At 44.8% G+C, this 20,108-nt stretch carries 16 protein-coding genes; 7 read left to right on the top strand and 9 right to left on the bottom strand.

What is annotated here, in order from left to right; all coding sequences use genetic code 11:
• Positions 1–302: 302 nt before the first annotated feature.
• The 5 genes from glnA to gepA all read left to right on the top strand — a co-directional run bounded on the left by glnA (position 303) and on the right by gepA (position 8,111).
• Positions 303–1,712, top strand: coding sequence for a glutamate--ammonia ligase (gene glnA, locus QUF19_RS00495; RefSeq protein WP_017107904.1), 1,410 nt, complete (start codon positions 303–305; stop codon positions 1,710–1,712).
• 380 nt (positions 1,713–2,092) lie between these two features.
• Positions 2,093–2,668: a DUF4124 domain-containing protein gene (locus QUF19_RS00490; RefSeq protein WP_286295329.1), complete on the top strand. Its 576-nt coding sequence runs from the start codon at positions 2,093–2,095 to the stop codon at positions 2,666–2,668.
• A gap of 168 nt (positions 2,669–2,836) precedes the next feature.
• On the top strand, positions 2,837–3,913 hold the full coding sequence (glnL, locus tag QUF19_RS00485; protein ID WP_286295328.1) for a nitrogen regulation protein NR(II): 1,077 nt from the start codon (positions 2,837–2,839) through the stop codon (positions 3,911–3,913).
• Positions 3,914–4,023: 110 nt separating this feature from the next.
• Complete coding sequence (gene glnG, locus QUF19_RS00480; protein WP_286295326.1) at positions 4,024–5,427, top strand: nitrogen regulation protein NR(I); 1,404 nt, start codon at positions 4,024–4,026, stop codon at positions 5,425–5,427.
• A gap of 107 nt (positions 5,428–5,534) precedes the next feature.
• On the top strand, positions 5,535–8,111 hold the full coding sequence (gene gepA / locus QUF19_RS00475) for a phosphodiesterase GepA (RefSeq protein ID WP_286295325.1): 2,577 nt from the start codon (positions 5,535–5,537) through the stop codon (positions 8,109–8,111).
• A 119-nt stretch (positions 8,112–8,230) separates the two neighbouring features.
• Here the strand turns inward: gepA and hemN are convergent, their stop codons facing one another.
• The 5 genes from hemN to QUF19_RS00450 all read right to left on the bottom strand — a co-directional run bounded on the left by hemN (position 8,231) and on the right by QUF19_RS00450 (position 12,773).
• Positions 8,231–9,622, bottom strand: a complete 1,392-nt coding sequence (hemN, locus tag QUF19_RS00470; RefSeq protein WP_286295324.1) for an oxygen-independent coproporphyrinogen III oxidase — start codon at positions 9,620–9,622, stop codon at positions 8,231–8,233.
• Positions 9,623–9,904: 282 nt separating this feature from the next.
• Entirely contained in the window at positions 9,905–10,393 is a 489-nt protein-coding gene (locus tag QUF19_RS00465) for a DUF2489 domain-containing protein (RefSeq protein WP_004735578.1), read from the bottom strand.
• A gap of 6 nt (positions 10,394–10,399) precedes the next feature.
• The gene (yihI, locus tag QUF19_RS00460; RefSeq protein WP_017109223.1) at positions 10,400–10,960 is read right to left on the bottom strand and encodes a Der GTPase-activating protein YihI; all 561 of its coding nucleotides are present in this window, start codon (positions 10,958–10,960) and stop codon (positions 10,400–10,402) included.
• Positions 10,960–11,598 (bottom strand): class I SAM-dependent methyltransferase, encoded by a 639-nt coding sequence (locus QUF19_RS00455; RefSeq protein ID WP_017107910.1) that lies wholly within the window; start codon positions 11,596–11,598, stop codon positions 10,960–10,962. Before QUF19_RS00455 ends, yihI begins: the two co-directional genes overlap by 1 nt.
• A gap of 557 nt (positions 11,599–12,155) precedes the next feature.
• Positions 12,156–12,773 (bottom strand): c-type cytochrome, encoded by a 618-nt coding sequence (locus QUF19_RS00450; protein ID WP_017109224.1) that lies wholly within the window; start codon positions 12,771–12,773, stop codon positions 12,156–12,158.
• A gap of 148 nt (positions 12,774–12,921) precedes the next feature.
• On the opposite strand from QUF19_RS00450, the gene yihA reads away from it, so the two are divergent.
• Together yihA and QUF19_RS00440 are read left to right on the top strand one after the other, a co-directional pair.
• On the top strand, positions 12,922–13,581 hold the full coding sequence (yihA, locus tag QUF19_RS00445; RefSeq protein WP_009848045.1) for a ribosome biogenesis GTP-binding protein YihA/YsxC: 660 nt from the start codon (positions 12,922–12,924) through the stop codon (positions 13,579–13,581).
• Between the two features lie 232 nt (positions 13,582–13,813).
• Positions 13,814–14,419 (top strand): GTP-binding protein, encoded by a 606-nt coding sequence (locus tag QUF19_RS00440; RefSeq protein ID WP_286295320.1) that lies wholly within the window; start codon positions 13,814–13,816, stop codon positions 14,417–14,419.
• A 265-nt stretch (positions 14,420–14,684) separates the two neighbouring features.
• Here the strand turns inward: QUF19_RS00440 and spfP are convergent, their stop codons facing one another.
• The 4 genes from spfP to hemB form a co-directional block, all read right to left on the bottom strand.
• Positions 14,685–14,732: a small protein SpfP gene (spfP, locus tag QUF19_RS26540; protein WP_438356636.1), complete on the bottom strand. Its 48-nt coding sequence runs from the start codon at positions 14,730–14,732 to the stop codon at positions 14,685–14,687.
• 193 nt (positions 14,733–14,925) lie between these two features.
• Positions 14,926–17,724, bottom strand: a complete 2,799-nt coding sequence (gene polA, locus QUF19_RS00435; RefSeq protein ID WP_286295318.1) for a DNA polymerase I — start codon at positions 17,722–17,724, stop codon at positions 14,926–14,928.
• 678 nt (positions 17,725–18,402) lie between these two features.
• Entirely contained in the window at positions 18,403–18,837 is a 435-nt protein-coding gene (locus tag QUF19_RS00430) for a GNAT family N-acetyltransferase (protein ID WP_286295317.1), read from the bottom strand.
• A 75-nt stretch (positions 18,838–18,912) separates the two neighbouring features.
• Positions 18,913–19,956, bottom strand: a complete 1,044-nt coding sequence (gene hemB / locus QUF19_RS00425; protein ID WP_017107915.1) for a porphobilinogen synthase — start codon at positions 19,954–19,956, stop codon at positions 18,913–18,915.
• Positions 19,957–20,108 lie beyond the last annotated feature (152 nt).

Here is a 20,108-nt window from a genome sequence, read left to right as displayed (position 1 = left end):
GAAAAGTGGATTGACAACGTACTCAATTCGTTGCTGAATGGTATTCGTTTGTGATTCATCATATTGGTGCACATCAAGCGCATTGCACCAATATAGTGCACGCAGAGATCATTTTGGTGCAAAACTCGAATGTAAACGCAAACAAAAACAACTAAGCAATTGAAATTAATGGAATAATTTTTTTGGCACGCTTTTGGCAATAGACAAATCAGCATCGATTAATGCACATACAGACATTAATCAATGCTGGTTTCAACCGAATCGAGCTAATACCGAATTAATAACACTGGAGGTTATCCAAGATGTCAGTAGAAAATGTACTATCCCTGATCCAAGAGAACGAAGTTAAATTTATCGACTTACGTTTTACTGATACAAAAGGTAAAGAGCAGCATATCTCTATTCCTTCTCACCAAGTTGACGCTGACTTCTTTGAAGAAGGTAAAATGTTCGACGGCTCTTCAGTAGCAGGTTGGAAAGGCATTAACGAATCTGACATGGTAATGATGCCTGACGCATCATCTGCAGTTCTTGACCCATTCACAGAAGACGCAACGCTAAACATCCGTTGTGACATTCTTGAGCCTGCAACAATGCAAGGCTACGACCGTGACCCTCGCTCAATCGCTAAACGTTCTGAAGAATACCTACGCTCTACTGGTATTGCAGATACAGTTCTAGTCGGTCCTGAGCCAGAATTCTTCCTATTTGATGATGTTAAATTCTCAAATGACATGTCTGGTTCTTTCTTCAAGATTGATGACGTAGAAGCAGCTTGGAACACAGGTTCTGACATCGAAGGCGGTAACAAAGGTCACCGTCCTGGCGTTAAAGGCGGTTACTTCCCAGTAGCTCCTGTAGATTCTTCTCAAGACATCCGTTCTGCAATGTGTCTAGTAATGGAAGAGATGGGTCTAGTTGTTGAAGCTCACCACCACGAAGTAGCAACTGCGGGTCAAAACGAAATCGCAACTCGCTTCAACACGCTGACAACAAAAGCTGATGAGACTCAAATCTACAAGTACGTTGTACACAACGTTGCTCACGCATTTGGTAAAACAGCGACATTCATGCCTAAGCCACTAGTTGGCGATAACGGTTCTGGTATGCACGTTCACCAATCTCTAGCAAAAGACGGCGTTAACCTGTTTGCTGGTGATAAGTACGGCGGCCTATCTGAAATGGCGCTTTACTACATCGGTGGTGTAATCAAACACGCTCGTGCAATCAACGCATTTGCTAACCCATCAACAAACTCGTACAAGCGTCTTGTACCTGGTTTTGAAGCTCCGGTAATGCTTGCTTACTCAGCACGTAACCGTTCTGCTTCTATCCGTATCCCAGTAGTACCAAGCCCGAAAGCACGTCGTATCGAGCTACGTTTTGGTGACCCAGCAGCTAACCCATACCTATGCTACTCAGCAATGCTGATGGCTGGCCTTGACGGTATCAAGAACAAGATCCACCCAGGCGAAGCTATGGATAAAGATCTATACGACCTTCCAGCAGAAGAAGCGGCTGAAATCCCAACAGTTGCTGAATCTCTAGAAGTAGCGCTTAAAGCTCTAGACGCCGATCGTGAATTCCTAACAGCTGGCGGCGTATTCTCTGACGATTTCATTGATTCTTACATCACACTGAAATCTGACGATGTACAACGCGTTAACATGGCGACACACCCACTTGAGTTTGAACTGTACTACTCAGTTTAATTTTTAGTCGGTCTTCTTACTGCAATAAGTAAGAAACTCTAGAAAAATATTAGGCTCGCCTCGCAGGTGGGCCTTTTTTCTATTCTCCCTACCTCCCCTTCCTCGTACCATATTCGATACTAATCGTAGTAAATAACTGCTCACCCTAGCTTGTTAAAACACTCGATAACGTCGTTAGAATTTTTGATTGTAGAATAACTACTTATCGAAAAATCCTGCCTCGTTCTCAAGTCTTTTTCCTACGCTATTTGTGAACATTAACTTACTTTGATTGGTATTAAACAAAAGCCCTCAGAGGCTGTTGCTATAAACACAATAAAATCAATAACAAAACCAACGCCAAACGTGAAAACACCTAACGGTGGAAAGAGGCTAACGATATGAAAAACATACTGTTCCTAATTGGGTTAACAGTCGCATTCTCGTGCTCTGCTCAAACGGTATATACCTGGGTAGACGAAGATGGCGTACTCCACTTTAGTGATAACCCAACCGATCAAGGTGCTAAATCTCTTCGCCTGCCTGATGTACAAGCGTCAGCGCCAGCCCCTAAATTTGAGGCCTCAACGCCTGTTGACGCTGCAGATCCATCTACATCTACATCTAAAACGGCAACACCCGCCCAAAATCAGCAAGAAACAAAAACTACGGAACGCGAGGCTCCAGCTCAGCTAACGCTAACCATGCTGACTCCCATTCATGATCAAACCATCCGTAACAACCGTGGCTTAATCCCCATTCAGATCGAACTCAACCGAAAATTAGGTATTGGTGAGCAGTTGCAACTAATGCTCGATGGCCGTCGTTATGGTGCTCCGCAAACCCAGCCAACTTGGGAATTGAAAGGCATCGATCGAGGTACTCACACCATTGCAATTCAAGCACATAGAAGCGGCAAGCTTATTGCATCTACTAGTCCAGTCACCGTGTATTTACATCGAGCGACGCTCAAGTAGGCCAATGTGTTAAAAGAGACTGAATTTCCTCTACTTTTCACCCAATCGAAGCAGCTTTTAGCGACTCTAATGAATTATCTTTAGCTTCTGGTTGATATGCGCCATACTTGAACTCAGCTACGCACCAATTTGGTGCAGTGAGAAAAACACCAGTTCAAGGACGAAATAGTGAATCGATCAGCCCAAAGCGACAGCATAGATACACATCATCTTTCCAACGCCATTCTCGACAATATGGTGACCGCGACCTTGATGCTCGATGAGCAATTGTTCGTGCGATACGCCAACCCTGCGGCTGAACAACTCTTCTCTCAAAGCGCGAGACGCATCGTCGATCACCCACTAAGCCAGTTGATTCAACATGCTTCCCTCGACTTAGCGCTTCTCACTCAGCCTCTACAAAGTGGCCAAAGCATTACCGACAGCGACGTTACCTTTGTCGTCGACAACCGCCCACTGATGCTAGAAGTCACCGTAAGCCCTATTTCATGGCAGCGTGAAACCTTGCTACTAGTGGAGATGCGCAAGATAGACCAACAAAGACGCCTCAGCCAAGAACTTAACCAACACGCACAACAACAAGCTGCGAAGCTACTGGTGCGCGGGTTAGCTCATGAAATCAAAAACCCATTAGGTGGTTTAAGAGGAGCGGCGCAGCTGCTTGGAAAAATGTTGCCCGATCAGTCTCTTAATGAATACACACAGATCATTATTGAACAAGCCGATCGCTTGAGAGCCTTGGTCGACCGTCTTCTTGGCCCACAAAAACCAGGCAAAAAAACCGAAGAGAACCTTCATCAAATCTTAGAAAAAGTTCGACAACTAGTAGAACTTGAAGCGGGCTCGACACTCGCTATCGAAAGAGATTACGACCCTAGCCTGCCGGCGATAGTGATGGATTCTGCGCAAGTTGAACAAGCCATGCTCAACATCGTGAGTAACGCTGCACAGATTTTGAAGACGCAAGAGTCCGGTAAAATCACCATTCGCACCAGAACGGTGCACCAGGCCAATATCCATGGCAAGCGACATAAACTCGCTGCTCGCATTGAGATCAGCGATAACGGCCCGGGCATCCCCGATGAATTAAAAGACACCCTCTTTTACCCAATGGTGAGTGGGCGCGAGGGTGGCACTGGCTTAGGACTATCGATATCTCAAAACCTGATCGATCAGCACAACGGGAAAATAGACGTTGAAAGCTGGCCAGGTAACACCACTTTCACGATTTATTTGCCGATATAAGCGAAGCCTTGATTCCCACTGGAAACAACGTTTCATCGGCAACAACGAATACCAAACAATAAAAACAACAATGATTATCACAATAGATTTGGCTGCAAAGGAATTGAATTATGAGTAAGGGATACGTTTGGGTCGTCGATGACGACAGTTCTATACGCTGGGTCGTAGAAAAGACGCTGTCATCTGCGGATATTAAGTGCGAAACATTTGCTGACGCAGAGAGCGTGCTGCTGGCGCTTGAACGCGAAACGCCAGATGTATTGGTATCGGACATTCGCATGCCTGGCATTGACGGGATTGAGCTGTTGCATCAAGTTCACCAGCGTTCTCCTGACCTGCCAGTGATCATCATGACCGCGCACTCTGACCTTGATGCTGCGGTGAATGCTTATCAGAAAGGGGCTTTTGAGTATTTGCCGAAGCCGTTTGATATCGATGAGACGCTGACTTTGGTAGAACGAGCAATCGCACACAGTCAAGAACAGAAGCGTGAACAAGCCAGCGAAGTGGTCGAAGAGACCAACGCACCCGAAATCATCGGTGAAGCGCCCGCAATGCAAGAAGTTTTCCGCGCCATTGGCCGTTTATCTCGTTCGTCCATTTCTGTTCTCATTAATGGTGAGTCCGGTACGGGTAAAGAGTTAGTAGCGCACGCCTTACATCGCCACAGCCCGAGAGCAAAGAAGCCATTCATTGCCCTCAACATGGCAGCAATACCTAAAGACTTGATCGAATCCGAGCTGTTTGGCCACGAGAAGGGCGCCTTTACCGGAGCCAACAGTGTTCGCCAAGGACGCTTTGAACAAGCCAACGGCGGCACCCTGTTTTTGGATGAGATCGGGGATATGCCACTCGACATTCAAACCCGCTTGCTACGTGTCTTGTCGGATGGCCAATTTTATCGAGTGGGCGGTCACTCTGCGGTAAAGGTTGATGTACGTATCGTTGCGGCAACCCACCAAGATTTAGAGCGACTGGTGCATGAGGGGGGTTTCCGTGAAGACCTTTTCCATCGACTGAATGTGATTCGAATCCATATTCCTGCGCTGCGTGAACGTAAGCAAGATATTGAGAAACTGACTCATCACTTCTTAGCCTCTGCCGCCGAAGAGCTCGGTGTAGAAGTAAAAACACTGCACCCAGAGACGATCCTAAAGCTCAATCAACTGAATTGGCCAGGTAACGTGCGTCAACTGGAAAATATTTGTCGTTGGCTCACTGTGATGGCCAGCGGTAGCGAAATATTGCCTTCAGACCTGCCTCCTGAGTTATTGGAAGAGAAAGTGGTGACCACTTCAGGCTCTGGTGATAACTGGCAGCAACTGCTGGCTAATTGGGCAAAGTGTGCGCTTGATTCAGGAGAAAAGGAGCTGCTGACTTATGCTCTGCCAGAGTTTGAACGTATACTGCTAGAGGCTGCACTCAACCATACCAATGGTCATAAACAAGATGCTGCCAAGGTTTTAGGCTGGGGAAGAAACACCCTAACCCGTAAGCTCAAAGAACTGTACTGACCTGATATGACTTTCGATGCAGCTACTTTTTAACCCAAAAAGGGTCGCTTGGTTTGAATAGTGTCGGTACAATTAAGGTATGCCATTCACTAAAGTTGTAGCTAAAGATGTCTTTGAAAACACAAATTACATTGAGAACCGCGGTGGTTCTCCCATTCGTGATGATTTTTCTGTTCACTATGGGCGTAATGGTTTTCACTCAAAAACAAAGCTACAAAGAGATGGTGAGTGATATTAGTGCACGTCAACTAGCATCACTCACTGACAATGTTCATAAAAGCCTGTCCGATTTTTTAGAAAAACCGTTTCACGCCAACCTCTCACTCAGCCACAACATTGGCTATCACCACCTTTACCAAGCTGGCAATCTCAGCAAGGTTCAAGATTACATTCTTTATAAGTTTTCCGATCACTTCACGGCTGTTCCGCAACTTGATGTAATTGGTTTTGGTTCTGAAGATGGCAATTATGTGGGTTTTCGTAAAGAAGCAAACGATGGCTATACCCTGATGGTGCAGGATGACCGCACTCAAGATCAGTTGGTTATCTACCGTGGCAGCAAGATAAGTGAAGACATTCGCTCCGTCATCTCAGGGTATGACCCGCGAGTACGCCCTTGGTATACTCCAGTTGTTAATCAGAAAAAAGCCGTGTGGTCGCCTATTTACGCCAATGCCGATGAACGCCAAGAGATCACCCTGTCAGCACTTGCGCCTATTTATGATGACAACGAATTTAAAGCGGTTATCGTCAGCGATATCAAGATCAATACCTTCAACGCGTTCTTGAGAGATCTGAAAAATAATACCGATGCCTCTGTCTACATCATCGACAACCAGCAACGTTTAGTTGCTCACTCAGAAGGTGGCAGTGTCGTGTCTTGGGGAACCGGAAAGACCCACAAAGGCCAACGTCTCCTCGCAACAGAAAGCGCTAACCCCGTCATACGAGAGAGCGCCAGCTACGTTGACCAATTCCATTTGATTGAAAACATGAGCGTTCAACGTTTCAGCTTTAATCTCGACGGCCAACGATACTTCAACCAACTCACACCTTTTGAAGATGAGCATGGCATCACTTGGTTTATTGGCATGTCGATCCCTGAGTCCAACCTGCTCGGTGAACTACCAGAAAACCAAAGAAACAGCTGGCTACTTGGGCTCGCGCTCAGCTGTATTGGCATCATCGCTGGGCTAATTGCCTTTAATCGCGTAATTCGACCGATAACCTCAACCGCCGACGCAGCAAAACGCCTAGCCAATGGCGATTGGAATAGCAGCATGCCGAAACCGGGTAATATCTACGAAACCAGTATGCTAGTGGCAGCATTCAATGAGATGGCCAACAACTTAAAGGCTTCTTTCCAGCAATTACAGTCTCAACTGACCTATGACTCACTAACCAAATTGTATAGCCGAGAAGGCTTTATTGATGCCGCCCAAAAAAGCACCGAAACAAAGGAAGGAACGCTTTATTTGGTTGGTATCGATCGTTTCCGCGATATCAATGACAGTCTAGGCCATTACAATGGCGACCAACTGCTGATCATCGCAGCCGCTCGATTGCGCGGCATTCTGCCAACGGAGTACTTGTTGGCTCGTACTGGTGGCGATGAATTCGCGATTTACGCACCCAATGTAACTCAAGACGATGACGTTCAGCTGCTTGCTAACCGACTACTCCAAACCTTTGCTTCGCCATTTTCTATGGAATCAGAAAGTGTGGTGATTAAGGTGTCCATTGGTGTCGTTCACGTTTCAAATGACCAAGACATTACCTTATGGCTGCGCAACAGCAGTATTGCACTGAGCAATGCCAAGCAGGATAAAGCGCGTGTCAGCATCTACAGTCCAGAAATGGGCAATGCCTCTAGGCACCGAACCAAGATGCTAGCCCGCCTCAACAAAGCGATCGAACTGCAACAATTCGAACCCTTTTACCAACCTATTATCGACCTAGAATCAGGTTCAACAATCGGCGCTGAAGCCCTAGCCCGCTGGATCACTGATGAAGGCATTATCTCACCATTGGAATTCATTCCACTCGCGGAAGAGACAGGGCTCATCTACGACATTGGCCAGCAAATTCTGCATAAGTCTTGTCGAGATACCGCCATCGCGATCGAATCAGGGAAATGGAGTGAAGACTTCTCTATTCACGTTAACTTGTCTGTCGACCAACTGAGTGAAAGCGGATTCATTGACTTGGTTAAAAACACGCTGCGTGATACCAAGTTACCCGCCCAAAACCTGACGTTGGAGATCACGGAGTCACGAATCGTCGACAATGACCCGACCATCATCGATAACATGCTGACACTCAAAGCCCTGGGGATTTCGATTGCGATTGATGACTTTGGCACCGGTTATTCATCGCTTGCCTACCTGCAGAAGCTGCCATTTGATTGCCTTAAAATTGATCGTAGCTTCGTGTGTAAGCTCGAACAAGAAAGCTTAGACAGCTCAATCGTTGCGGCTATCGTCAACATAACCAAAGGTTTTAAGGTGAACTTGGTTGCGGAAGGTGTGGAAACTCAGCAGCAGGCTGACTTGCTCAAACAACTGCAATGCCCACTCGCGCAAGGCTTCTTATACAGCCGTCCGGTCCCGTTTGATCAGTGGCCAACCGACCTCATCAATATTCAAAAGAATGCCAAGGCTAAACAGGATACCAAGGGAAAATAAAGTACCAAAGAGAGCACTACCTAGCCAAGTGGTAGGCCGCCTTAGGGTAGCAATACACAGATACAAAAATGCCAGCATGGATGCTGGCATTTTTTATGTTTCTATTCTCAATCGAGCGATTAGATCACGCGAGAGAACTGCTGTTGGCGAGCCTTAGCACGTAGGTACTTATCGAAACACATACAGATATTACGAATCAACAAACGACCACGTAGAGTCACGCGGATTTCTTTGTCGTCGACTTCAACCAACTCATCGTTAACGAAGGTTTGCAGTAGCCCTAAATCTTCTTTGAAGTAACGATTAAAGTTAACCGAGAACTCAGATTCAATCATGGTTTTATCAAGCTTGAAGTTACAGATAAGCTGCTTGATCACTTCACGACGTAGAAGGTCGTCACTGTCTAGAGCAACACCTTTCCAAAGCGCGTGACGAAGGTCGTTAACTTGTGCGTAATACTTCTTCAGCTCTTTTTGGTTTTGTGCGTAAGCATCACCGACCATTGAGATAGCTGAAACACCGAAACCAATTAGGTCAGCTTCACCTTGGGTCGTGTAGCCTTGGAAGTTACGATGCAGAATACCTTCACGCTGTGCAACGGCTAGCTCGTCTTCTGGTAAAGCAAAGTGATCCATACCAATGAACTGGTAGCCCGCGCCCGTTAAAGTCTCAATGGTATCTTGTAGGATAGCCATCTTCTCTTTCGGCTCAGGTAAGTCTTCATCTTTAATCTTACGCTGCGCAGCAAACAGTTGCGGCATGTGCGCGTAGTTAAACACCGATAAACGACCCGGTTTCATCTCTAGCACTTGCTTCAATGTTTCAGCAAATAACGCTTGAGTCTGCTTTGGTAGACCGTAGATCAAGTCTAGGTTGGTTGAACGGAAACCCAGCTCTTTGGCACGCTGAACCATCGCGATGATGAATTCTTCATCTTGCTCACGGTTAACCAGCTTTTGCACTTCTTTGTTGAAGTCTTGGACACCAATACTCAGGCGGTTAAAGCCTTCGCTACGCAGGTGATCAAGCACATCTAATTCGATTTCACGTGGATCAACTTCGATACTGATTTCAGCATCAGCCGTAAAGTTAAACTCATCACGTAGGATCAGCATCAAACGAGTAATTTGAGCTTTAGTTAAGAATGTTGGCGTACCACCACCGAAGTGAAGTTGAGTCACTTCGCGGCCATTCAGTAAAGAAGCACGCTGACGAATCTCATGTTCGATCACATCCAAGTACTCATCGGCTTTATGCGAGTGACGAGTAATGACCTTGTTACAACCACAGTAGTAACAAAGCTTGTGACAGAATGGGATATGCACGTAAAGAGAGAGAGGACGCTCTGGGTACTGAGTACACGCCATGTCGTAATCAGCGACGGTAAACGCTTCATGAAACTCCAACGCAGTTGGGTATGAAGTGTAACGAGGTCCCGAATAGTTATACTTGTTTAAGATTTCTTGATCCCAAACGATTTGCTGATTCGTTGTTACTGGCTTGCTCGACATAGCGGTAATTCCAATTTAGATCCGCGAGAACCTAAGGTCTCTCAAATCATTTTACATACATTAAAATATAGACGGGTTATTTTGCCACACGACTTGTAAGGACGTTTCAAGACAAAATCTTTTTTTCAGATAAAAACTCAGAACTGCTAGCTTGATCACTAACAATGCACCGAAATAAAAAGGTGCAAAAGGTAAGAAGGCTCATTTAATACTATCTGTAAAGATAAGGTGTCTTAAGAACGCCGTGTATTAAACAAGCCTCTATATTAAAAGTCTCAGTGACTAGATCATCTGAATATTGATTTGATTGTTGAGAGGCTTAACCTTCTCCTGCAACCTTTTCAAATCTTCGATAACCGCATCATTCAAGCGAGTCTCCGCCTTGTGGCGTGTGAGATTCTGCTGCATGCGTTCTTTCTTGGTCAGTTCCTGCCTTCCGTCTCCGCGCGCCATATCTTTAACGATATGGTACAGCTCAGAAAGAGCAGGATATTCAGAATCAAAATCGACACGCTCATCACCCTGAACATTATCCATAATGATACACACTCGGATACTGATCTCAGGTAAATCACACTGGCCTTGAATACCCGCTAAACACAAAGTATTTACGTTGTCGTAAATCGTTGCGTTACGTTTTTCAATGGCAAGTGCTTGATGCTGCTTTTGCAACTCCGTCTGCTTCTTCACTTGAAGTAGAAGGTAACCTGCATAAGAGCCCAAGCCGAGAATGATAATTCCACCAGCAATTGCTAATAAGGTTACATTCATTTCGTCTTAACCTTTAAAGCTGTCTAAATCGATATCTTCGAATTGAGACAACAAGTCTTCGTCAGAGCTTGCTTTCTTCTTCTTAGCGACAACAGGCGCTTCTTCGAAGATCTCTTCTTCATCGTCTTCTGGCTCTAGCAGACCTAGACGGCCCATTAGGTGTTCGATACGATCAAGTTTCTCATCAACGAACTTCTGTAGACCAGCACCTAGGTTTTCACCATTTTCGATACGATCTAACAATGTGTTCAGTTGAGCATCATTCTCAAGCATCTCTAACTCTTGTTCGTTAGACAGCTTACGCTCTTGTTTCGTCGGCTTCTTAGCAGGCTCAACAATCAGCGGAATTTTTTTCTTGCTGCCTAAACGAGGGTCACGATCTTGTGCAGCTTTACGCTGTCTCGCTTCGCTACCATCTGAGTGACGGCTGCCAGATTTAAGACCTTTGCGCTTTTTAACACGCTTGCGTTCACGACCTTCAACATCAGATTCACTACGGTTTCTTGTTACCATAGGTTCAGGAGCGCCAAGTGCTCCCGGCTTTCTTGATTTCTTACTACGACCCATTACTGCACTTTCCTCAGTAAAATTACATCACTTCCAAAAAATTCTAGTTCGAGCTTATCCCGCTCGGCCAAAAACTGGAATGTTTGACGACTAAAGAAGACGACATGTGTCGGGTCATTCTTATAGTGCCAACCAGCAAACGCATCTACGTCTATTACTAGCTTAGTCATGAGACCAATCCAGCCCTTGGGTTTAACTAAATTCAACCATTGCTGCCACACTTTGTCTGGGTGATAAAGGTGCTCTATCACTTCGGTAGCAGTCATAAAGTCATACGTTTTCTCCAACACAGAAGTCTCTGGATGGTAATAAATATCGTACAACTCCATGGTGTGTCCGGCTTCTTCTAACATAATAGATAGCGTAGGGCCTGGGCCACAACCAAAATCCAACCCTTGTGAGTTAGATGAAATTTTGTCTGTTAAGGGATCCGCGATGCGAGATAAAAAGCGGCGGTAGCCCGCATCACTAGGATCGTTCTCATGGAGATCATAGTGTGCTTTTTCTTCTTTTGCTTCTAACCTTTGTTCAGGTTTAACAAATACCAGCTCACATTGCTGACATTGTAGATACGCTCTACGTTTGTCTTCAAAATAGTGATTCACGCCTTGGTGATGGCATAAGGGACAAGTATACATAGCACATCCTTAAACAGGGATGCGAAACATACCAGAAACTGAGTTTATAGTGGAGGGGTATTGGGTGTTTTTTCATCAAATCAATAAAAAAAGCGATAGGAAAACCTATCGCTCTCTAAATCTGCCTATATCGGCCAAAATTTGTATACTCAACTTGGTACACAAATCTCCATTTGTTATTGGTGCTTTCCATGCCAAATTTATTTGTTGTTCATCGTCCTGATGAGTTTTGGCTATCCTTTTCTAACACCTTGTTGCTGGGCTGTCCTAGCCTGATCCGTTTCTGTCTATACCGTTAGACTAGATGACCATCCATATCTAAGTCAGCTCCTAGCTGATGGCGGTTACTTTACCGTGTTACAAAAAGACTACAAGAGTGCGACTTCACACTTTCGTACACAAATCGATCACACATTGATAAATTAGACATGAGATGAAAACGCATAAATAAAATCAATACAAAAGAAAACGCCCCAACCATTGCTGATTGGGGCGTCTCTTCAATTTTGCTCGAACGTACATTTCTTTGTTCTGGCTAAGAACAAGAAACCGACATATTAGTGTAAACCACCAACGTACTTCGATAAGGTATCAATATCTGCGTCTGTTAACTTTTTAGCTACATCACGCATCATCGCATTCATGTCGTTATTACGGCTACCATCGCGGAATTTCTCAAGTTGAGCCTTGATGTAATCTGCGTGTTGGCCTGAAATCTTAGGGAAACCAGAAAGCTCGGTACCGTTACCACGTGGACCGTGACAAGCAATACACGCCGTTACGCCACGTTCTGCGTTACCCGCGGTGTAAAGAACCTTACCTTCATCTACAACATTTTCAGGTGTAGAGTTGTTCGAGATAGGTAGAGATGCGTAGTATGCCGCTAGGTCAGCCATATCTTCTTCAGATAAAGGCATCGCCATTGCACCCATTACAGGTTCATAACGACCTTGCTTACCACCACTCGTCATACCTAGCTTAAGCTCTTTAAGTTGCTTCTCTAAATACTTCTCATGTTGACCAGCCAGTTTAGGGTACTGCGTGATCAGACTGTTGCCGTCAGCACCGTGGCAGGCAACACATGTTTGTGATTTGGCTTTACCAGCTTCAATACTACCTTGAGCCCATACTGAGCAGCTGGCTAAAAGACTCAAAATTAGCGCTAATTTCTTCATGACATTCCATTATAATTATCAAGCTTCCAGTACCACTCTATGTTGCCACTCATGGTACAATAGGCGACCTTATGCCGAGCACGGTTATTTTACACAAATTCACAAAAAAGTAATCAATCGACTACACAAAGTCGAGATGGAGTTAACAGTGAGCGTAAAAATTCATTATCAAAACACGCATTTCATTACCAGTGCACCTGATATTCGTCACTTACCAGAAGACGAAGGGATCGAAATTGCGTTTGCAGGACGCTCCAATGCTGGTAAATCTAGCGCACTAAACCGCGTTACAAACCAAAAAAGCTTGGCGAAAACCAGTAAAACCCCAGGTCGAACTCAGCTAATTAACCTATTTAAGGTTACCGACGGCTGTCATATTGTCGATTTGCCTGGATATGGCTTCGCTCAAGTACCGCTTGAGATGAAGAAAAAATGGCAGAAGTCGCTAGGTGAATACCTACAACGACGTGAAAGCCTAAAAGGTTTAGTGGTATTGATGGATATCCGTCACCCAATGAAGGACCTTGACCAACAAATGATCTACTGGGCTATCGATAGCCGCATCCCAGTACAGGTTTTGTTAACAAAAGCAGACAAACTGAAGAGTGGCGCGCGTAAAGCACAGCTACTGAAAATCCGTAACGATGCGAAATCTTTCGGTGGTGATGTTGCGGTTGATGTCTTCTCTTCAATGAAGGGCATCGGCGTTGACCAACTGCGTGCCAAGATGGATGAGTGGTTTGCTCCGGTATTTGCCGATCAAATCATTGATGAGTTAGCTGACGAAGAGCAAAACGACTCAGAGTAGTTTCTCTATATAGAGCTTTATCTATAATTAGAGGTTAAAGCACTGACGACAACCCGTGATTTAGCCTTATCAATACCCTGCCTTTTATAGGTGGGGTATTTTTTACCCACAAATTAGTGAGTTAAACCTAGATCTTGAGAGTTAAAGACAAGATTAATCAGTTAGAAGTGAGAGAAGTGAACCATACTAAAAGACAACCTTTGACAAACAGAACAGTGAGAAAGGAATACTCATGTGGAAAAAACCCTTGGCGACCATCGCGCTTATATTAATCTCATTTTCCGGTGCAACGTCTGAAGCGGAACAGCCCAAGACCGAGGCCGCTCTGGTCAATGTTGATATGACCTTAGATCTCGACGGCATGGAGAAGTACGCTCAGGAGGCAAGTGAATCTCTCGAGGTGATATCACAATCGTTGCAAGCCATCGTCAACAACCCCAACCTCAGCGATGACCAGCAGCAAGCATTAAATCAAACTGTTGAGAGCATTAATAAGCTCGCCAGTTCAACCAAAACATCCCTCAACCAACTGCCGCAAGCCTTAGACAATTCTCGAATCGCCTTTAAGAAAACCAGTCAATTACTGCTAGATGACATCCAAACTAAAATCATTATTGCGTTGGCGGCGGTGATCACGGTCATTGTTATCGCGTTGACCGCTATCTATCTACTTATCCTTAAACCCATGCAGCAAACCTTGGTGAAAGCGACCCATAACATCTCTTCCATGGCGCACTCAATACAGATCACAGCCGAAGCACTGAAATTCAGTACCGAAAAACAACAAGAAATCATGGATTACATTGAGCATTCACCCACTCAATGCACTGATAAATAAGACGTAAGTGATCAATGCATTATGAGTAACTTGTAAAATAAAAGTTATTTCCAAGAATAAAACAAACCACTTAAAGACGGATTTAAATTACCAATTGCTGATCAAATTCCAGATTTAAGACAAATCAAGTGATAGAGAGAAAGTTTCGAGAAGAAGAGAAAAGGTACTAAAAAGAAGCCGATTAACGAGGGAATTATAGGTTGGAAATATTTTTCTTTCGCACAAGAAAAAACGCCCCAGCCAAATGCTGGCTGGGGCGGCTGAATCAGCCTAATCCAATAACGTGAAACAAAAGGTCTGAAAGATAGAACATCTTACCTCTGTACCCTACGAGATTTAATGTACAACAATTGCTCAGAAATGAAAACAATTTTTGTAGTTTTTTTTCATGAATGTTTTATTAAAACACCTAAACCCTTTCTACGACTCAACTTTATTCGAGACAAAAAAAAGCCAGTGTTTGTGCACTGGCTCATACTAATTTAGTCAATAAGGTCGAAAACTGATTAGTGGGCTTGATCCCAATTGTCACCGTGGCCTGCTTCCGCGACTAACGGTACTTCTAGATCAGCAGCTGACTCCATCAATTGTTGTACTTTACTTTCAATTTCGGCTAAAGCTGACTCTTGAACTTCAAATACCAATTCATCGTGTACTTGCATCAATAGCTTCACACGACCATCGCCTTCTGCTTGGATCCACTCATCCACTAACAACATCGCTTTCTTGATGATGTCTGCCGCCGTACCTTGCATTGGCGCATTGATCGCCGCACGCTCAGCGGCTTTACGACGCATGCCATTACGAGATTGGATTTCAGGAAGATGCAAACGACGACCGTAAATGGTTTCAACAAAGCCTTGCTCTGAAGCAGCGCTACGAGTGTCTTCCATGTACTGCATTACGCCAGGATAGCGTTCGAAGTAAGTATCCATGTAATGCTGTGCTTCACCACGAGGAATGCCCAGCTGCTTAGCCAAACCAAAGGCACTCATGCCATAGATAAGACCAAAGTTAACAGCCTTAGCACGACGACGTTGTTCAGTGGTCACACTCTCAATATCAACGCCAATGATCTCAGCAGCGGTTACCGCGTGGATATCTTTGCCTTGTTGGAATGCTTCCAGTAACGCTTTATCACCCGATAGGTGCGCCATGATACGCAATTCAATTTGAGAGTAATCGACCGCGAGGATCTTCCAACCATGTTGTGCAACGAATGCTTGGCGGATACGACGACCTTCTTCATTACGAATTGGGATGTTCTGTAGGTTTGGATCGGTCGAAGACAAACGGCCCGTCGCGGTCACGGCTTGATGGTAAGACGTATGAACACGACCCGTTTCCGCATTGATCATCTTCGGCAGTTTATCGGTGTAAGTCGACTTCAGTTTCGCTAGGCCACGATACTCAATGATCAACTTAGGCAATGGGTAGTCCAACGCTAACTCTTGCAACACTTCTTCGTTAGTCGAAGCGGCACCAGAAGGCGTTTTCTTAATAACAGGCAGACCCATCTTTTCGAACAAGATCGCTTGCAGCTGTTTTGGCGAGTTCATGTTGAACTCTTGCTCTGCAATCTCGTAAGCTTTCTGTTCTAGCTCATCAAGACGAACCGCAATCTCTTGCGATTGAGCGCCCAACAACATGTCGTCGATGAATACACCGGTGCGCTCAATACGAGACATCACAGGAATTAGCGGTACCTCGATCTCTTCATAGATCGATTTTAGCTTTTCATCTTTCTCGATGTTTTCCATCAGGCGGTTATGAAGACGTAAAGTCACGTCAGCATCTTCCGCAGCATATGGAGAAGCTTCACCCAGCTCAATCTGGTTGAAAGTCAGTTGCTTCTTACCTTTACCTGCAATTTGCTCAAATGAGATGCAGCTGTGTTGTAGGAAACGCAGCGCCAGGCTGTCCATGTCATGCTTGCCACCTACGCTATTGAAAACGTATGACGCCAACATGGTATCGAACTTAATGCCCTTCATCTCGATACCGTAGCGCGCTAACACACTCATATCGTACTTCAGGTTTTGACCCACTTTCGCTTGTGCATCATCTTCTAGAATCGGTTTCAGCTGCTCAAGCACCCAATCGCGATCCAATTGTTGTGGTGCGTCTAAGTAATCATGAGCGACAGGCATGTAAGCGGCTACGCCTTCTTCGGTTGCGAATGATAGACCCACAAGGTTAGCGACCATGTAATCTAGGCTGTCAGTCTCGGTATCAAAGGCAAACACGTCTGCGGCTTTGAGCTTCTCTAGCCATACATTGAATGACGCTTCATCTAGAATCGTTTCATAGTTACTACGGTCAATCGTCACTGCAGAGGTATTCATTTCTACAGTAGAAGTGGTTGATGTCGTGCTGCTGCGTACCGAGCCAGATTTCTCATCCGCTTCAACTACGCCACTGCCACCTTCAAGTAGCTCGTTCAGCCAAGATTTGAAGACCAGTTGACCATATAGCTTAATGAGTTCATCAGTATTTGGTTGTGCTTTAACAAGAGACTCTGGCGTGTCTTCTAATTCAACATCGAGTTTAATCGTCGCAAGTTCGTAAGACATGTCAGCATTGGCTTTATTATCAGCCAGCTTCTTAGCCATCGTCTTCGAACCACGGAAACCAAGCGCCGCAATATCATCAAGGTTTTGATACAGCTTTTCGATGCTACCAATACCTTGCAGTAATGCCGTTGCTGTCTTATCACCCACACCCGGAACACCTGGGATGTTATCGACTTTATCGCCCATTAGAGCAAGGTAATCGATGATCAACTCTGGTGGGATACCAAACTTCTCGATAACGCCTTCACGATCCATCACGACATTAGTCATGGTATTGATCAAAGTAACGTTCTCATCAACCAGTTGGGCCATATCTTTATCGCCAGTGCTGATAAGAACAGGCATGCCCATCGCGGAAGCTTGAGAAGCCAGCGTACCAATCACGTCATCGGCTTCTACCCCAGGGATGGAGATAAGCGGTAGACCCATTGCACGAATTACGTTGTGCAGTGGCTCGATCTGACAACGAAGATCATCAGGCATCGGTGGACGGTTTGCTTTGTACTCTGGGTACATATCATCACGGAACGTTTTCCCTTTCGCATCAAAAATAACCGCAATACGATCAGAAGCAAATTGACGCATCATGCTGCGCAGCATGTTAACCACGCCATAAACAGCATTGGTTGGGATATCACCATTACTCATGGTGCCAGGGTAAGCATGGAACGCGCGATATAGGTAAGAAGAGCCATCGATCAGGATCAATGGATTATCAGGAATACGAGCCATAATGTTTGTGTATCCAGTAAGTACAGAAATAATCTGTTAAGGATGCCACGTCTGCTAATTGGATTCTACGTTGTCGATCCTTATCCGTTGACTCGATTGTGTTCGTTGTAATCAATTTATTGTTATTTTTTGTTCCGCGACAAGGTCCATCTGTGGATAACTCTGTTTATATTATTTATCCACCCTGTTGAGAACTCGACTAAGCCAAGCAAAAAACACATATAAACACATGAAAATAAAGAACTAATTTACAGATCGAACATATGATCAACGATCTTTTCTCGATCTTGGATTGTGGAAAAGAATGCTGATGGCGTTTTATTCATAAAAATACGTGCCACTAAATATGCATCTTGTTGAAATTGAGATATAAAAAAAGCGACACCCGAAGATGTCGCCTAGCAAAAACCGGTAAAGCTATTCAAATTGAATATCACAGCTTTACCTAAAAGCTATAAATTACACTGGAAGCAATGTGAGCAATGTCGTGTCAAAAAGAACTTAGTACAAGTTCGCGAGAATTCTGTTGGGTAGCCAAGTAGATACTTGAGTACTTAACATCCTTGTGAACATTTCCTCATTCCCTAAGACAAAGTTAATAATAATGATTCTCATTTAATAGTCAACACTTAAATGATAATAAATCTCATTTAATTTATAGGCCGTTAACAACAGTGCTCAAATTTGCTTCAAAAAATGAATTCTATGGGCATTAATGTCTTCTTTTTCTTCTAATTTTTCAATTAGGTAACCATTTCTCAATAACAAACGCAGCATGGCTGGAAACTGATTACGAGATTTCACTTTCAGTTGTTGATAGCCCTGTTGCTTCACCCACTGTTCTTGAACATCAAGTTGCGCTTGCGCCACACCCTTGTTTCTCGCCAATGATGAAACACCACCAAACCAACTATAAAATGTGTTTTCATCCAATTCATAACCGATCTTAAAGCCCTGTAACACACCGGCTTCTTCAGCAACGAGGATCAGGCTTGTTTTACCCGCTAATCGCTCCGATAAAGACGCTACACTCTCTTTTTTGGCAAACTCGGTAATCTGTTCAACAACAGAAACCACCTCTTCTAATGAGCCTTCACGCACAATGACAGACATCTTGTTTCATCCTCATAAAACAAAAGGGTTGGCACAACGGCCAACCCTTTGGTGATCATATGTTTTGCTTGATACTTACTTGCCTTGCAGGTGCTCAGCAGCTTGCGCGTTATCTTCAGCAAGCCACTCTGCGACATCTTTAGCGAAGTACGTCAGGATGCCATCAGCACCAGCACGCTTAAAGCACAACAGTGATTCCATTACGGTTTCGCGCTCTTTCAGCCACCCATTTTGGATCGCAGCTTTATGCATCGCATATTCGCCAGACACTTGGTAAGCGAAAGTCGGCGCTTGCAGCTCATGCTTAACACGGCGCACGATGTCTAGGTAAGGCATGCCTGGCTTAACCATCACCATGTCCGCACCTTCATTAAGATCCATGGCCACTTCGTGAATCGCTTCATCGCTGTTTGCTGGATCCATCTGGTAGTTCTTCTTGTTACCACCTTTCAGGTTCGAAGCACTGCCGACCGCATCACGGAACGGACCGTAGTAGCACGATGCGTATTTCGCAGAGTAAGCCATGATTTGGGTATGAATATGACCCGCTTCTTCTAGGGCTTCACGGATCTTACCAATACGACCGTCCATCATATCTGATGGTGCAACGACATCTGCGCCCGCTTCAGCATGAGACAGAGCCTGCTTGATCAAGACTTCAGTCGTCTCGTCATTCATCACATAGCCATCTTCATCGATGATGCCGTCTTGACCATGAGTGGTGAACGGGTCGAGTGCTACATCAGTAATAACGCCCATATTTGGCACGTGTTCTTTGAGTAAGCGCACTGCACGTTGCACCAAACCTTCAGAGTTATGAGCTTCAGCGGCACATAAGCTTTTCGCATCTTGGTTCACTACCGGAAACAAAGCAATCGCAGGAACACCCAATTTTGACAGGTAATCCGCTTCCTCAAGCATAAGGTCGATAGACAGACGCTCAACACCTGGCATTGACTCTACAGGCTCACGGCGCTCTTTACCCATCAAGATAAACATTGGGTAGATTAGGTCATCTACAGACAATTGATTTTCTGCCATTAAGCGACGGCTAAAGTCATGTTTACGCATACGACGCATACGACGACCTGGGAATTGACCTTGAATTGAAACAGACACTAGATTCTCCTTGCCTAGTCTAAACACCAAAATGCTTAGATATGAAAAGTGCTAAATACTGGCAAAAGCATATCACTGATGGCTCAGGACGCTAGCAGTAAAGCGAAAAACCCATTCAAAAAAAGGGAGAAATGGCAAAAAATGACCTTCTC

The organism is Vibrio sp. FE10 (assembly GCF_030297155.1).
GTDB lineage: Bacteria > Pseudomonadota > Gammaproteobacteria > Enterobacterales > Vibrionaceae > Vibrio > Vibrio apostichopi.
The sequence above is the reverse complement of the archived record's forward strand: the minus strand, read 5'-3'. Positions and strand labels throughout refer to the sequence as shown.

What these genes read in the sequence shown, in the direction of transcription:
- glnA (WP_017107904.1), top strand. Translation starts at nt 303, where the DNA reads ATGTCAGTAGAAAATGTACTATCCCTGATCCAAGAGAACGAAGTTAAA.
- QUF19_RS00490 (WP_286295329.1), top strand. Translation starts at nt 2,093, where the DNA reads ATGAAAAACATACTGTTCCTAATTGGGTTAACAGTCGCATTCTCGTGC.
- glnG (WP_286295326.1), top strand. Translation starts at nt 4,024, where the DNA reads ATGAGTAAGGGATACGTTTGGGTCGTCGATGACGACAGTTCTATACGC.
- gepA (WP_286295325.1), top strand. Translation starts at nt 5,535, where the DNA reads ATGTCTTTGAAAACACAAATTACATTGAGAACCGCGGTGGTTCTCCCA.
- hemN (WP_286295324.1), bottom strand. Translation starts at nt 9,622, where the DNA reads ATGTCGAGCAAGCCAGTAACAACGAATCAGCAAATCGTTTGGGATCAA.
- QUF19_RS00465 (WP_004735578.1), bottom strand. Translation starts at nt 10,393, where the DNA reads ATGAATGTAACCTTATTAGCAATTGCTGGTGGAATTATCATTCTCGGC.
- yihI (WP_017109223.1), bottom strand. Translation starts at nt 10,960, where the DNA reads ATGGGTCGTAGTAAGAAATCAAGAAAGCCGGGAGCACTTGGCGCTCCT.
- QUF19_RS00455 (WP_017107910.1), bottom strand. Translation starts at nt 11,598, where the DNA reads ATGTATACTTGTCCCTTATGCCATCACCAAGGCGTGAATCACTATTTT.
- QUF19_RS00450 (WP_017109224.1), bottom strand. Translation starts at nt 12,773, where the DNA reads ATGAAGAAATTAGCGCTAATTTTGAGTCTTTTAGCCAGCTGCTCAGTA.
- QUF19_RS00440 (WP_286295320.1), top strand. Translation starts at nt 13,814, where the DNA reads ATGTGGAAAAAACCCTTGGCGACCATCGCGCTTATATTAATCTCATTT.
- polA (WP_286295318.1), bottom strand. Translation starts at nt 17,724, where the DNA reads ATGGCTCGTATTCCTGATAATCCATTGATCCTGATCGATGGCTCTTCT.
- QUF19_RS00430 (WP_286295317.1), bottom strand. Translation starts at nt 18,837, where the DNA reads ATGTCTGTCATTGTGCGTGAAGGCTCATTAGAAGAGGTGGTTTCTGTT.